Source organism: Arthrobacter sp. JZ12, assembly GCF_035189165.1.
In the GTDB taxonomy this organism is placed as follows: domain Bacteria; phylum Actinomycetota; class Actinomycetes; order Actinomycetales; family Micrococcaceae; genus Arthrobacter_D.
The window spans coordinates 1,151,264-1,165,065 of the sequence record NZ_CP045246.1; the positions used below are offsets into that span (position 1 = coordinate 1,151,264).

Here is a 13,802-nt window from a genome sequence, read left to right on the forward strand (position 1 = left end):
GGCGGCCGGTGAACCGCTGCCCGAGGGAGCTTGGGCAACCGGCAAACCATACGGCACCATGAAGGAATGCCAACCGCCAAGACCAGCCAGTCGTCGTCGTTAGCGCCGCTCAGCGGCCGGCGGAAGATCCGGGCGGAAATACTGATCGTCCTGGGGCTTTCGCTGGGGCAGGCCGGGGTGTATGCGCTCGTCGAACTGATCGACAAGATGACCCGCGCGCCGCTTGCCTCCCAGACCACGCGGCTCAATCCCGTACTGGACGAGCGGCCATACTTCGACCTCACGTACCAGCTGCTCGGAATCTTCTTCGCCCTGGTGCCCGTTGTCCTGGTGCTTTTCCTGCTCACCGAACCCGGCAGGTCCGCGTTCCGCAGGATCGGCTTCACCTTCAGCAACCCGAAGATCGACTTTGGGCTGGGCGTGGGCCTGGCGGCTTTCATCGGCGCCGGCACCCTTGGCGTTTATGCTGCAGGCCGGGCGCTGGGGATTACGACGGCGATAGTTCCGACGGCGCTGGACACCTACTGGTGGACGCTCCCGGTACTGGTGCTGTCGGCACTGCGCCACGCGGTCCTCGAAGAAGTGATCGTGGTCGGCTACCTCTTCGAGCGGCTCCGCGAACTTCGCTGGTCAGTCCCCGCGGTGATCGTGACCTCAGCGCTGCTGCGCGGAAGCTATCACCTGTACCAGGGCATCGGGCCCTTCATCGGCAACGTGATCATGGGGCTGATCTTCGGCTACGCGTACACGCGCACCCGCCGGGTGATGCCGCTGGTGATCGCCCACGCCCTGCTGGATATAGCAGGTTTCGTGGGGTTTGCGCTGTTCGGCTCAGCGATCGGAATCGGGAACTAGATCCGCACTTCACCCTGCGGCGTATCGAAGGTCACGGCCATGATGCCAGGGGTTCCGTTGGGTGCGATCCACTCGACGTCGACATCATCCAGCGGGTGATTCACCGGCGTTCCCAGCCACTCCGTGACCCGTTCCGCCGACCCGGCGATGGTCAGTGCACTCAAGCGCACCGACGCCGGCCGCGCCTGGGAAGGGTGCAACGGTTCCGTGCCGTCATCCCAGCGGATCATGTACGGAACCTGTGGATCGGCGATGAGCCCCTTGATTCCGATCTGCTGCCAGGTCAATTCCTGACCGTCCGGGAACTTGCGGTTGCCCGGGACGGCGCTGCGGCCGAGGCGCTCCTCGAACGGGGCCAGGTCGTCTACGGCCACGCACCAGCCCATCCAGCCGCCGCCGGCTTCCGAGCGTGCCCGAACGGCCTGGCCGAACGGTGCCTTGTCCGAGGCAGGGTGGTCGAGAACCTCAACGACCTCAAGGTACTGGCCGTTCAGGAGGGGGAAAATCATGTTCCTGGTACCGAACCGGGGGTGGACTCCACCCTTCACGAATTCAATGCCCAGGGCTTTGGAGATCCGCTCCGCGGTGGCAGTCAGACCGTCGGGTTCACAGGCGTATGACACATGATCCAGGCGCATGGCTCCATCTTGGCACTTTGTGATGGGGGCCTCGACTTAGGGTTGCCTAAGTCACATCTGAATGCTTCATGGTCCCAAGTTAAACCCAAGGTCGGGCGTCCATGATGAAGGAGTCAGGGGGAACCGGTTCCGAGACCGCCGGGGCTACCTGCAGGGAACACCGTTTCGGTGGTCCACCTTGGGTGGGGCCGCTCGTCCCATACACGAAGCCGCCCCACCCAAGCATCCGCGCCTGCTGCCGTCAGCGGATCATTTCACCTCAGGTTCACCGCAAGTCATATGAGTTGCTCTTTTGCGCCTGCATCGGGTTCCCTTGTATGAGGTCACGAGTGACAGCACGGCGTCCTGCGAACGCCACCGGCCCCGGCCTGCTGTCCGGCAACCCTCCTTCCGCGGTGGGGTGCCCCGGGTGACGACCTGGCCCTGCGCCACCGTGCAGGAGCAAGCGCGAAACATGTAAGGCGGCAGGCTTGACAGGCACCACAACAACGGAACCGTATCCTGACGCGATCACGGCCGACGGCGTCGTGGTGCAGCGGCTCTCCATCGGTCCGCTCACGCTGGAAACCAGAGGACACCTGCCTGAGGTCGTGCTGGCCTATGAAACCTGGGGGACCCTCAACGCGGATGCTTCCAACGCTGTCCTGATCCAGCACGCGCTGACCGGAAGTTCCCACGTTGCACGGGGATCCTCGGAAGAAGAGGGATGGTGGGACGGTCTGGTGGGACCGGGGCGCACCATCGACACTGACCGCTACTTCGTGGTGTCCATCAACATGCTGGGCGGATGCTACGGATCCACCGGTCCCGCCTCGCTGGATCCGGAAGGCCGGCCGTGGGGCTCCCGCTTCCCGTTCGTCACCATCCGGGACTCCGTACGAGCCGAAGCCCTGCTGGCTGACCTCCTGGGCATCTCCTCCTGGCACTCGGTGATCGGCGGCTCCATGGGTGGCGCGCGCGCCCTTGAATGGGCGGTGACGTACCCGGACCGGGTGAAGCGTTGCGGCGTCATCGCCTGTACTGCAGCCAGCACGGCTGAACAGATAGCGTTCGCGCAGGCCCAGGTGCAGGCCATCCGGCTGGACCCCCAGTTCGCGGACGGGGACTATTACGGCAGTGCCGGTCCGGAAGGCGGATTGGGCCTGGCTCGCAGGATCGCCCTGATCACCTACCGCTCCGAGACGGAATTCAATGAGCGCTTCGGCCGTGCCGCTCAGGGGATCGAGGAGCCTTTCGGTGCGGTGAACCCGGCGTTGCGGGGGCGCTACCAGGTTGAGAGCTACCTCGACCATCAGGCGGACAAGCTGATCCGCCGGTTTGATGCCAACAGCTACATAGTGCTCACCGAGGCACTGATGAGTCACGACGTAGCACGCGACCGCGGCAGCCTCCGGGACGCCCTCGGCGCCGCCACCGCGCAGTTCTTCATTGCCGCCGTCGACTCCGACCGTTTGTACTGGCCGGCGCAATCCCATGAGCTCGCCGCCGCGCTGCCCGGCGAGGTCCCGGTGCACACCATCACCTCACCGAGCGGACACGACGCCTTCCTCACCGAGATAGCGCAGCTTGAACCCGCGCTGCAGGCGGCGTTCTATAACGATGGCGCCGGTTGACCGGCGTTTCCGCACCACGGCCGAGCTCAGCCCGCTGAGCCGGGCGGCATGCCATGACCGAACATGGGTTCGGGGAGCGGGCGCTTGGCGGTGATGCCTTCGCCGGAAGATCGGTGACGCAGCCTGCGCAGCACCCACGGAACAAAGTACTCCCGGGCCCAGACCAGATCCTCGGTGCGGGCTTCCCGCCAGGTCTTTGCGGGAAGGGGCTTGGGTTCGAGGGGCTTCAGCTGATGGTTCACCGCGAGCGTGTCGAGCACCATGATCGCGATGGTGTGATGCCCCAGCGGCGAGAAATGCAGCCGGTCCGGCGCCCACATCTGCGGGTTCACCAGTTGCCGCAGCGCCCACATGTCAGCAATGACGGCATCGTGCCGGGCGGCGATGGTGCGCAGGTTTTCGTTGTAGATTGCCGTCTTCGCCCGGATGCCGCCCAGTACCGTGTCGTGGACATCCGGCCCGGTGAAAAGGACCACGGTCGGCCCATGCGCGCTGAGGACCTGCACGGCGCCGTCGAGCCGTGCCGCCAGCCTGTCGGGGTCGGCACCAGGGTGGAGGAGGTCGTTGCCGCCTGCAGACAGGGTCACCAGATCAGGTTTGAGCGCAATGGCGGCACCCACCTGCTCATCGATTATCTGTTGAAGGAAGCGGCCGCGCACGGCGAGGTTCGCATAGGCGAAGTTCGGGTGGTCCCTGCTCAGTTCCTCGGCTACGCGGTCCGCCCAGCCGCGGTTACCGCCCGGACTCTGCGGATCGGGGTCGCCAATCCCTTCGGTGAATGAGTCGCCCAAGGCAACGTACCGGTTCCAGGGGTGCGGGTGGGCGTTGAGCTCGGCGTGGAGATCCTTCACTCTGACATCCTGCCAAAGGGTGCCCGGCCAGGCGCGCAGGCGCGGCCGGAACCATCAGGCATGCCACTATGGATCAATGACGAATCTGCCTCCCACGGAACGCCCCGGCACGCACACGCCCACCGTTATCTGGTCCAGGCCTGAGGACGAGCGCGAAGGAACGCCACTGCTGGTGCTGTTGCACGGACACATGGCCAACGAGGAAGACCTTATGGGAATCCTTGAGTTCCTGCCGGACGAATTCACCGTCGCCTCCCTTCGTGCGCCCGTTGCCATGGGGCCGGGGTTCACATGGTTTCCGCTGATGCAGGACGCCGAGTATTCAGTGGACAAGGTGACTGCTGCCGTCCAGAACGTCATCGACTGGGTCGACTCCGTCAAGGCCCCGCACTCCAGCGTCAGCCTTCTTGGATTCTCGATGGGGATGGCCGTTGCCACGTCCATGCTGCGGGCGCGCCCACGCGACTATGCCGCCGTCGTCGGGCTTTCAGGTTTTGCCGTTCCGGCTGACGGCAGCGACTTCTTCCGCGACAGCGAGCTGGAGGCCGGCCCGGTGCCGTTCTTCTGGGGACGGGACCAGGAGGATCCGGTGATCCCGGCCGACCGGATCGAGTTCACACACGGCTGGCTGAACCGCCACACCAAGCTCACCAAAGTGCTCTACGCCGGGATGTACCACAGCATCAATGCGCAGGAGCTGGGACACGTACGCGAATTCCTCCAGATGGTGGTTCCCGGAGTCACCCGGAAACCGCTGGCACGGTGAGTCGGACGTCTTCGGTGGGTAAGGAAACGCTCTGGGAAGCGGGCAAGCGGCAGAACCCCGGGCAGTCAGCCGCGTACATAGCGCGCTGGGAAAAGCTGCAGCGGGAAGGTGCCGACCTCCACGGGGAAGCACGCTTGGTGGACGCCTTGGCTCCGCGGAACGCCCGCATACTCGATGCCGGTTGCGGCCAGGGCAGGATCGGCGGGGAACTGGCGCGGCGCGGGCACACGGTAGTTGGAGTGGATGCGGATGCCGAACTTGTCGAGGCTGCCCGCGCAGGTCATCCAGGGGCTACCTGGCTGGTGGGGGACCTGTCCGAGGTGGATCGCTCAACCCCACACCTCGAGGAGCCGTTCGACGTCATTGTGTGCGCCGGTAACGTACTGACCTTCCTGGCTCCGGGAACCGCACCGACGGTGCTTGAGCGCTTCCACGGGCTGCTGGCGCAGGACGGTCGCCTGGTCGTCGGCTTCGGCGCAGGGCGCGGCTACAGCTTCGACCGGTTCTTCGATGACGCGGAGCGGGCCAAATTTTCCGTCTCGCTGCGGCTGGCTACCTGGGATTTGCTGCCGTGGGCGCCGTCGTCGGATTTCCTCGTTGCAGTGTGCAGGCCTCAGGCACTGGCCTAGGCAGAATCAGGCGGGTACCACTGTCACTGTGACGCCGTTGACGGTGACCGAGTCGCCCGGATGGATCTGCCGGCCGCGCCGCTCTTCGATCTCTCCGTTGACCTTGACCAGACCGTTCTCGATCAGTTCCTTCGCTTCCACCCCGTCCTCTGCGAGGTTGGCCAGCTTGACCAGCTGACCGAGGCGGATCATTGAGTCGCGGATGGGCACTTCGCTGCTGTTGCTCATGGCTCCATTCTGCCTGCCCGGAGACCGAAGCCGGCAGTCCGCAGTGCCCTTAGGGTTAACGGGTGCATTCCACCCCTCACCACCTGCCCGCGGCCGTCGGTCTTCCCATAGCGGTTGGCGCCGGTACCGCGATTCCGGTTCAGAGCAGGATCAACGGCGCTCTCGGGCAGCGGCTGGATGACAGCCTGGCCGCGGCCCTGATCAGTTTCGGCACCGGGCTCGTGGTGATGATTGCCGTATCGCTGCTGTTCCCGCGCGGACGCGCAGGTCTCGCGCAGTTGGTCCCCGCCGTGCGCGAGCGGCGCTTTCCGCCTCTTTACCTGGCGGCAGGAGCCATCGGCGCGTTCTTCGTATTCTCCCAGTCGCTCACCATCTCGATCTTGGGAGTTGCCCTATTCACGATCGCCGCGGTGATGGGGCAGACGCTGAGCGGCCTGGCGGTTGATCGCAGCGGTATGGGGCCGGGAGGGCGGAAAGCGATCACTCCAATCAGGGTGATCGGCGTCGTCCTGACCATCGCCGCAGTGGCCTGGGCGGTTTCGCCGCGGCTTGAAGGGACAGGCACGACGGCGGCCCTGATCCTGCCGCTGCTGCTCCCGGTGGCAGCCGGCATCCTGATGAGCTTCCAGCAGGCGATGAACGGCACCGCCGCGGTGCACTACGGCACTCCCATCACTGCCACCCTGGTGAATTTCATCGCGGGCTCGACGGTGCTGCTGGCTGCCTGGCTTGTGAAGATCATTGCCGTCGGGGCCGGCGAGAGCCTGCCGGGGGAGTGGTGGTACTACGTGGGAGGCCCGATGGGCTGCATCTTCATTGGTGTAAGCGCCCTGCTGGTCAGAACCCTCGGGGTATTGCTGACAGGTTTGGGAATGGTTGGGGGCCAGTTGCTGGGATCGCTGGCCCTGGATCTGCTGGTTCCGGCCGCTGGTACGGTAGTCGCGTTCGCGACCGTTGGCGGCCCGGTCCTGGCACTTGGCGCAATCCTGCTCACCACGCTGCCCTGGCGGCGGCCGGCGTCGCCCTGACGCTCGGCGACGCCGGCACCTCAGTTATTGCTGCGGGAACCAAGGACGGGCACGCCTTCACCCGACAGATCTTTGCTCGCAGAAGACATTGCTGGCGCCCTGAGGCCGGGCATGCTGGTGGGCTCGTCGTCAAGCACGGTGAGGTCGTCGTGGGTGACGAGCAGCGCTGGCGGGAGTCAGGCTCACACGGTAGGTGCCGCTTGCCTGGACTGACTCACGGACAACCTCTGCTTGGATCATCCGTCGGGCACTCCCCGTACCGCGCGTACCCGAGGGAGGGCGTCCTTCCTCTGAATTTCGTACTCAGCTCGTGACCGGGGTATTTCCCCTCGGGCCCAACGTTGAGAGGATGGGCCAATGACTCGCTCAAGCAAGCCCTTCCTTGTGAATCCGGCCTCACCCTTCTTTGGTGTCCTGTCCACCGCTGTGATGGGGGCCCTGCCCCTGATCGACCCATCGAAGTTGACCGACGCTGACCGGCAGGCACTCCACCGGGCTACCGCCGTTGTGACCGGCACTTATGTGGCGGTGACGACGGGCGCCAACGGATGGCGCCTCCCGCTGCGCATCGCTGCCGGCCTCGGGGCCGGCGCACTGGCCTGGCGTTTCGCCGACGTAGGGGAGGCATTCGACTCCCGTATCGAGGAAAAGCTTCGGTCTGCCGGCGCACAGTACCCGCGCGCTTGGATGGCTGTCGGAGCCGCCGCAGCCACCTTTGCCGGTTTCCTGATGGACCGCGCAGCAGCACGAACAGCACCCATCGGCGCGTTCCCGCTGGTTGATGCCGAGGAGCAGGTAAGGCCCCTGACACCTGAAATTCGGGATCTGACTATGGGAATCCTGCGCGCGGAGGAGACGGCGGGCGCGGCTGAACTGTTGGCGCAGTTGGACACCGCGGAGGAAGTGCACTGGGGCGAAGGGCGCGTCTCGAGCGTGCACTTCCGTATGCGGGAGGAATTGCCTAAAGCAGTCCCGCACGACCAAATTTTTCCGGTGCGGGCGCGTTTCTCAACGCTGGACGGAATCCCGCTGGAGGTTGTGCTGCACGTGACGGACGGGATGCTCGATTGCCTGGTGATCGAATACGCCGATTCTGAGGAGGCCGACGGCGTGGCGCAACTCGAGGACGTCTGGCCGGACCCCTCCGAGGTTGTCTTTGTGGTTGACGGACCGGAGGGAAAGACGGCTGTCACTGCCGGTTAGGGATCTGTGCCCCTAGCGGTGACTCATCAATCGGCGTAGCGTCGAATACACCTCGAGCTGGACTACAACCGATCGAAGGAGAATCCCATGGGACTCAGCAACATTCTCAGGAGTGCAGTAGGTCGCCTCGCAGGCGGTGCGGGCGGAACCACCGGACGCGGCGCGGGCAGGTCGTCCTACGGAAGAGGTATGGGCCGATCTACCTACGGTAGGGGCATGGGTCGATCGACCTATGGCAGAGGCAGCGGAGGGCGGTCCGGTTCTGGCGGCGTCGAAAGAATCCTTCGCGGCTTCCTCAACCGCCGCTGACGCAAAAAGAGAGGGCCACGTCCACGTGGCCCTCTCTTTTTTACTTAAGCAGCTGACGGTCAGCGCGCTGTCTTCACTACAAGCACGTCACAGGGCGCGTTGTGTACAACACTCCATGCCACGCTGCCCAGCACGCGGCCCAGTCCCTTGATACCGACGTTGCCTACCACCAGGAGCTGTGCTCCGTTGCGCTGGGCTTCCTCAATCAGCACATCACCGGGCTTCCCACGGCCCGCGGCCGGCCGGATCTTCACCGCAGGGTGCACTCCGCGCAGCCGGGTTGCAACCTGCTCGGCCATGGCGAGGGCGCGCTCTGCGTCATCAAGCACGTAGGTGTCGCTGCCGATCGTCACGACTTCGGTATTGCCCGTGATGTGGGCGCTCAGAACTACAAGTTCGGTGTCGAGGCTCTCAGCCAGTTCTGCCGCGCGGGAAGCCGCCTTGAAAGCGGTATCGCTGCCGTCAACTCCCACGATTACATTTCCTGCCATGCTGCTTCCTCCTAAGAAAACGCCCTGTTGCGCTTCGAACTGATGGACGGGAACCACGCCAGGTGGGCCGGTGCCCACGGTGGAGCTACCCGGCCCACCCGCAAATCATGCTCTGCCGCTATCGATCGGCCAGTTCATGATCGTGGTCATGCTCCGGGTGAAGCCCACCGCCGCTTTCCGTGCCGCCGCCCAGCGGATTCCCCTCGAATGTCTGATTCTGCCTGAAGTTGCCCTTGACCCTGTCACCTGCGCCGTTGACCGCCGTCGTATTCATTGCGTAGTTCAGTGCCAGGTGGGCGATTGCATCGCTCATCTGGTCCAGGGACTCAATGCTGACGTTGCCGGTGTCGTCGCACGCAGCGTGGTAGCAGGAATCGTAGGGTGCACCGGCAACGCCACCGAACAGCGCCTGCTGCTCCTCGGTCTTGATGCCCTCAGCGCCCGTAAAGAGCCCGCCGGCAGGAATTCCCTCAGCAATGAACGGCCCGTAATCGCTGCGGCCGCTGAAGGCGGTCTCGCCCGAAGGCAGGCCCTCGCCCGCGAAGTAGTCGTGGAAGTCCTGCTCGATCTGACCTGAACCGACCGGACCGGCAGCAGCGCCCGGACCCACTGGGAAAGCTGAGTTGTCGCCGTCGTACACAAAGCGGCCGAAGTTCGGAGAGCCGACCATGTCGAAGTTGAGGTACAGGGCAACCCTGGAGAGCTCACCGGACGCCTTGAGGCCGTCCACGTAATGGTGCGCGCCCAGCAATCCGCGTTCCTCTGCACCCCACCAGGCGAAACGTACCTTATTGGCGGTTTGCACCTTGGTCATGGACTCGGCTACCGCGAGGATAGCCGCGCTTCCCGTGCCGTTGTCATTGACTCCGGGCCCGGCATTGACGCTGTCGAGGTGTGCCCCGACCATCACCACGTTGTCTGCGTTTCCGTGCGCGGTCTCCGCAAGGACGTTGTAGGTCTCCCGGTTCTCGGAGATGGTGTCCGCCGCAACACGGCCTTGGACGCTGTCGCCCATCAGGTCGAGGCCGACCTCGTAGCTCGCTCCCAGCACCGGAATCGAGATTCCCGGCGCGCCGAGGGTGCCGGCGATCGGCCCGGTGGCACCCGGTACTCCCGTATTGAAGATGACGACGGCGGCCGCACCGGCTGCCTCGGCGTTGCCCGCCTTCTGTGCGAAGGAGCAGCTGCCACGCTGCACGAGCGCAATCGACCCAGCCGCAAATCCTGCGAAGTCGGCTGCCTCGCACCCGCTGGTTCCCGATGCGCTGGCAGCACCCGTGGTATCAACGGTGGTGATCGCTCCCGTCACGTCTCCGGCTCCGGAGTAGGTCATCGTGGAGAAGGAGTCAGCGGAATAGTTGCGTGCGTCGGGGCTGGTCTGCGTCAGTATGGACGGGCTCAGCTCCTCGAAGTACGGGAAGGTGAACGGCTGCACTACGGGGGAGTAGCCGGCCTCACGCAGTTTCCCGACCACGTAATCCACGGATTGGTCATATCCAGCGGTTCCCGACGCGCGGGTGCCGCCGTTGGCTGTGGCGATCGCGTCGAGTGCGTCAAGATGAGCAACTACTCGGTCAACCGAGACGGCGGTCCGAAGCTTTTGGGAGGTGTTGTTGTTGCTGTTCTCATGGGTCGGGTCGGCGCCGGCGGGCAGTCCGCCCGAGGCAACCAGGGCAAGACCACCGATAAATGCGAGCGATGCACGCCGAAAATGGGCGCGCTGAGGTAGTGCGTTTGGGATCACCGTTGTTCCTTCTGTCGCAAGGGGTATCTACGGTCGCAGACACCGGAACCCCTGTGACGCGGATCACGCCACAGGGGTGCGCTCAATCTAGGAACAGTTCTCCTGCGGCGTCAAGGGAGCCGCTCACGAAGGTGGGTATCCGTTCCGCTGTGGTTGGCAGGTGCGCAGCGACTCGGTTGGCCACGATTTCGGTAGGCTAGGGTGGTAGCTTCGCCTGTCCGGTCCCGCTTCAGCCTGTAAGGCTTCTTTCGCGCCCGGCAGCACAATGACGACCGCACCCAGCGGCCAGTCCATACACGTAGAGGATGGCATCACCGTGGCCAAGCAGGTTTCCGCCCTGGACCCGATCATTTCCCTCGCCAAGCGGCGCGGCTTCGTTTTCCAGGCTGGTGAGATTTACGGAGGTTCCCGCTCAGCATGGGATTACGGACCCCTGGGCGCCGAGCTGAAGGAAAACATCAAGCGCCAGTGGTGGCAGTCCATGGTGCGGGGCCGCGAGGACGTCGTCGGCCTTGATTCGTCCGTGATCCTGCCCCGCCAGGTGTGGGAAGCTTCCGGTCACGTCGAGGTGTTCTCAGACCCGCTGGTGGAATGCCTTTCATGCCACAAGCGTTACCGCGCCGACCACCTCGAGGAAGAGTACGAGGAGAAGAAAGGCCGTGCCCCCGAGAACGGCCTCGCCGACATCGCCTGCGCCAACTGCGGAACCCGCGGCCAGTGGACCGAACCGCAGGAGTTCTCCGGCCTCCTCAAGACCTTCCTGGGCCCGGTAGCAAACGAAGAGGGCCTGCACTACCTGCGCCCCGAAACGGCCCAGGGCATCTTCGTGAACTTCAACAACGTGCTCACCACGTCCCGCAAGAAGCCTCCGTTCGGCATTGGACAGATCGGCAAGAGCTTCCGGAACGAGATCACCCCGGGCAACTTCATCTTCCGCACCCGCGAGTTCGAGCAGATGGAGATGGAGTTCTTCGTTGAGCCCGGCACAGACGATGAGTGGCACGAGTACTGGATCAAGGAGCGCTTCGACTGGTACGTGAACCTTGGCATCAACCCGGACAACCTGCGCCTCTTCGTGCACCCGCAGGAAAAGCTGAGCCACTACTCCAAGGGCACAACGGACATCGAGTACCGCTTCGGATTCCAGGGTTCCGAATGGGGCGAACTGGAAGGCATCGCTAACCGCACCGACTTCGACCTCTCTACCCACTCCAAGCACTCCGGCACCGACCTGAGCTACTTCAACCAGGCCACCAACGAGCGGTACACACCGTACGTGATTGAGCCCGCTGCGGGCCTGACCCGGTCCTTCATGGCGTTCCTGGTGGACTCCTACGCTGAGGACGAGGCACCCAACGCCAAGGGCGGCGTCGACAAGCGCACCGTGCTGAAGCTCGACCCGAGGCTGGCTCCCGTAAAGGCGGCTGTGCTGCCGCTGAGCCGTAACGAGGAGCTCTCGCCCAAGGCCAAGGATCTCGGCGCTCAGCTGCGCAGGAACTGGAACATCGATTTCGACGACGCCGGCGCTATTGGCCGTCGTTACCGCCGTCAGGACGAAATCGGCACCCCCTTCTGCATCACCGTGGACTTCGACACGCTTGAGGACCAGGCAGTGACCATCCGGGAACGCGACACCATGGCACAGGAGCGCGTCTCGCTGGACAAGGTTGAGGGCTACCTCGCGCAGCGGCTGGTGGGCGCCTAAGTGGCAATCGAGTACCGGCCATGGCGCGACGGCGACGATCTTGAGCTCGTTCAGGTGTGGGGCGGCCCGGAGAACCCGCAGGCGGAGCAGTCCCGCGGACTGTTCCGGCCGTCGTCGGAGTCCCCGTGGCTTCGCTGCATCGTCGCCGAGGATAACGTCGACGGCGTAGCGGTTCCCGTGGCGGCCGGTTACGTCTTCGAACCCAGGCTGCACAACCAGCGGCTCTGGGCCTACGTCGAGGTCGGGAAGGACCACCGCCGCGCCGGTATCGCCGCCACCCTGCTGGGTATGCTGCGCGCAGAGGCTGCGCAGTCGCCGTCGGGCGTGTCCACACTGCGGGCCAAGGTGGTACCCGGCTCCGGCGGTGCCGGATTCGCGGAAGCTGCCGGCTTCCGCGAGATCCAGCGCTCGCGGATCATCGAGGTTTCTCCGGGCGCCCTGCCTGCGCCCAACCTGACCGACGAAGACGGCCCGCAACTCGAGGATGCTGCCACCGGTTCGGTGGAGCTGACCCGCGCGGTCACCGACTGGTACAACGCGGTCCACGAGTGGGACCCGGCGGACATGACCCTCGGGCAGGCGCAGCAGTTCCTGCTCGCGGACACAGCCGGTGCCGGCGGAGCCGTTGTGCTGCGGGACAAGGCGAAGTCCCGCGGCGGGTCCATCGCCGCCTTCGCCCTCAGCTACACCCAGAGCCGCACGGACGCGCCCGCTGACGTGCTGATCGGCTATGACACATCACTGCCCGGCAGTGAACAGAGCGCAGCGGTCGCCTCGCTCCTGGCGATGCTGGTTTATCAGTACCCCATCCAGGTCGAGGTGGATGACTCCATGACCGCCCTGGTGGAGGTGCTCGAGCCGCTGCTGTCGGCAAACAAGGCCCGGGTCGTGGCGGAGACAAGGGTAGTCAGCGACTGACGCTCCAGGCTAAAGGACCACGCTGAGGGGCGGCTGCGCGAGAAGCGCGGCCGCCCTTCGCCGGTACTTGTCCTGCACGGGTGCGCCCGTGTCCCGGGCGAAGCAGTCGAGCAGGTAGGAGACGCTCAGTTCGTGCCACACCGGCAGTTTCGTGAACATGAAGTGTCCGGCGCCGGAGAGCCTGACGTACCGGACGTCGTCGGCCGTGTCCTGAAGCCGTTGCGCGAAGCGCAGCGAGGCTGCCGGTGATGTCCACCGGTCGGCTTCGCCGTGCAGGATCAGTACCCTCCGGCCGGCCAGGGGCTGGCTGGACGAAGAACTGTCCAGCCATGGAGCAAGCGCGACGACGGCACGCACCTGCGGCGCGCCGGCGGCACCCAGCGCCGTCCGGCCGCCCATCGAATGGCCGAGGAGATATACGGGCATCCCGGGGTGCTGTTCCGAAATACGTTCCAACGCCCACCGGGCATCCTGCAGGGGCGACATCAGTGCGCCGTTCCAGCCCCGGACCCGGTTGCGCAGTGTCCAGGTCTCCAGTCCTGCCGGACCACCCCATGAGGAAAGCAGCCGGGCGAATGGCAGCATGCGGGCAGGGCTGAGGTGGCGGGAGCGGACGCGCTCAAAGCTGTTTGCCCGCCCGCCGTGTAGCACCAGAGCGACACCTCGTGTGGGCGCTGAGGCCGGCCGGATGGTCACCGTCGGCTCGTGCGGGAGGGCGGACGACGGATCCTCATCCGCCCCGCTGGCACGTTCCTGCGCCATGCATTCTCCTTTGTGCCGGTCTCCCCATGCTTATGCGACTGAACGCGGTGGACGACTGCGTA

The 13,802-nt window shown here is 65.1% G+C and carries 14 protein-coding genes and 1 riboswitch; of the genes, 8 read left to right on the forward strand and 6 right to left on the reverse strand.

Annotated elements, in window-relative coordinates:
- Positions 1–66 precede the first annotated feature (66 nt).
- Entirely contained in the window at positions 67–855 is a 789-nt protein-coding gene (locus GC088_RS05325) for a CPBP family intramembrane glutamic endopeptidase (protein ID WP_323961147.1), read from the forward strand.
- On the opposite strand, the gene GC088_RS05330 is transcribed toward GC088_RS05325, so the two are convergent.
- On the reverse strand, positions 852–1,493 hold the full coding sequence (locus tag GC088_RS05330) for a VOC family protein (protein ID WP_323961148.1): 642 nt from the start codon (positions 1,491–1,493) through the stop codon (positions 852–854). The two genes, GC088_RS05325 and GC088_RS05330, sit on opposite strands and share 4 nt — an antisense overlap.
- 321 nt (positions 1,494–1,814) lie before the next feature.
- Positions 1,815–1,947: riboswitch (SAM riboswitch) on the forward strand.
- A gap of 16 nt (positions 1,948–1,963) precedes the next feature.
- Here GC088_RS05330 and metX point away from each other — a divergent pair.
- A complete protein-coding gene (metX, locus tag GC088_RS05335; protein WP_323961150.1) occupies positions 1,964–3,106 on the forward strand; it encodes a homoserine O-acetyltransferase MetX in 1,143 nt (380 codons plus the stop codon).
- 26 nt (positions 3,107–3,132) lie between these two features.
- Here metX and GC088_RS05340 read toward each other — a convergent pair whose 3' ends face one another.
- Positions 3,133–3,957: an SGNH/GDSL hydrolase family protein gene (locus GC088_RS05340; protein WP_323961151.1), complete on the reverse strand. Its 825-nt coding sequence runs from the start codon at positions 3,955–3,957 to the stop codon at positions 3,133–3,135.
- Positions 3,958–4,033: 76 nt separating this feature from the next.
- On the opposite strand from GC088_RS05340, the gene GC088_RS05345 reads away from it, so the two are divergent.
- A complete protein-coding gene (locus tag GC088_RS05345) occupies positions 4,034–4,723 on the forward strand; it encodes an alpha/beta hydrolase (RefSeq protein ID WP_323961153.1) in 690 nt (229 codons plus the stop codon).
- The gene (locus GC088_RS05350) at positions 4,720–5,352 is read left to right on the forward strand and encodes a class I SAM-dependent methyltransferase (protein ID WP_323961155.1); all 633 of its coding nucleotides are present in this window, start codon (positions 4,720–4,722) and stop codon (positions 5,350–5,352) included. The genes GC088_RS05345 and GC088_RS05350 overlap by 4 nt, the downstream gene beginning before the upstream one ends.
- A gap of 6 nt (positions 5,353–5,358) precedes the next feature.
- Here the strand turns inward: GC088_RS05350 and GC088_RS05355 are convergent, their stop codons facing one another.
- Complete coding sequence (locus tag GC088_RS05355; RefSeq protein ID WP_323961157.1) at positions 5,359–5,580, reverse strand: RNA-binding S4 domain-containing protein; 222 nt, start codon at positions 5,578–5,580, stop codon at positions 5,359–5,361.
- A gap of 62 nt (positions 5,581–5,642) precedes the next feature.
- Here GC088_RS05355 and GC088_RS05360 point away from each other — a divergent pair, with 62 nt between their 5' ends.
- Together GC088_RS05360 and GC088_RS05365 are read left to right on the forward strand one after the other, a co-directional pair.
- Positions 5,643–6,608 carry a DMT family transporter gene (locus tag GC088_RS05360; RefSeq protein WP_323961159.1) on the forward strand — a complete coding sequence of 322 codons (966 nt, stop codon included), beginning with the start codon at positions 5,643–5,645 and terminating at the stop codon, positions 6,606–6,608.
- Positions 6,609–6,965: 357 nt separating this feature from the next.
- Entirely contained in the window at positions 6,966–7,811 is an 846-nt protein-coding gene (locus GC088_RS05365; RefSeq protein ID WP_323961160.1) for a hypothetical protein, read from the forward strand.
- 368 nt (positions 7,812–8,179) lie between these two features.
- On the opposite strand, the gene GC088_RS05370 is transcribed toward GC088_RS05365, so the two are convergent.
- Positions 8,180–8,611, reverse strand: coding sequence for a universal stress protein (locus GC088_RS05370; RefSeq protein ID WP_323961162.1), 432 nt, complete (start codon positions 8,609–8,611; stop codon positions 8,180–8,182).
- Positions 8,612–8,729: 118 nt separating this feature from the next.
- A complete protein-coding gene (locus GC088_RS05375; RefSeq protein ID WP_323961163.1) occupies positions 8,730–10,355 on the reverse strand; it encodes a M28 family peptidase in 1,626 nt (541 codons plus the stop codon).
- Between the two features lie 265 nt (positions 10,356–10,620).
- Here GC088_RS05375 and GC088_RS05380 point away from each other — a divergent pair, with 265 nt between their 5' ends.
- Both GC088_RS05380 and GC088_RS05385 read left to right on the forward strand, forming a co-directional pair.
- A complete protein-coding gene (locus GC088_RS05380) occupies positions 10,621–12,060 on the forward strand; it encodes a glycine--tRNA ligase (RefSeq protein ID WP_323961165.1) in 1,440 nt (479 codons plus the stop codon).
- Entirely contained in the window at positions 12,061–12,978 is a 918-nt protein-coding gene (locus GC088_RS05385) for a GNAT family N-acetyltransferase (protein WP_323961166.1), read from the forward strand.
- Between the two features lie 9 nt (positions 12,979–12,987).
- On the opposite strand, the gene GC088_RS05390 is transcribed toward GC088_RS05385, so the two are convergent.
- Positions 12,988–13,740 carry an alpha/beta hydrolase gene (locus tag GC088_RS05390; RefSeq protein WP_323961167.1) on the reverse strand — a complete coding sequence of 251 codons (753 nt, stop codon included), beginning with the start codon at positions 13,738–13,740 and terminating at the stop codon, positions 12,988–12,990.
- Positions 13,741–13,802 lie beyond the last annotated feature (62 nt).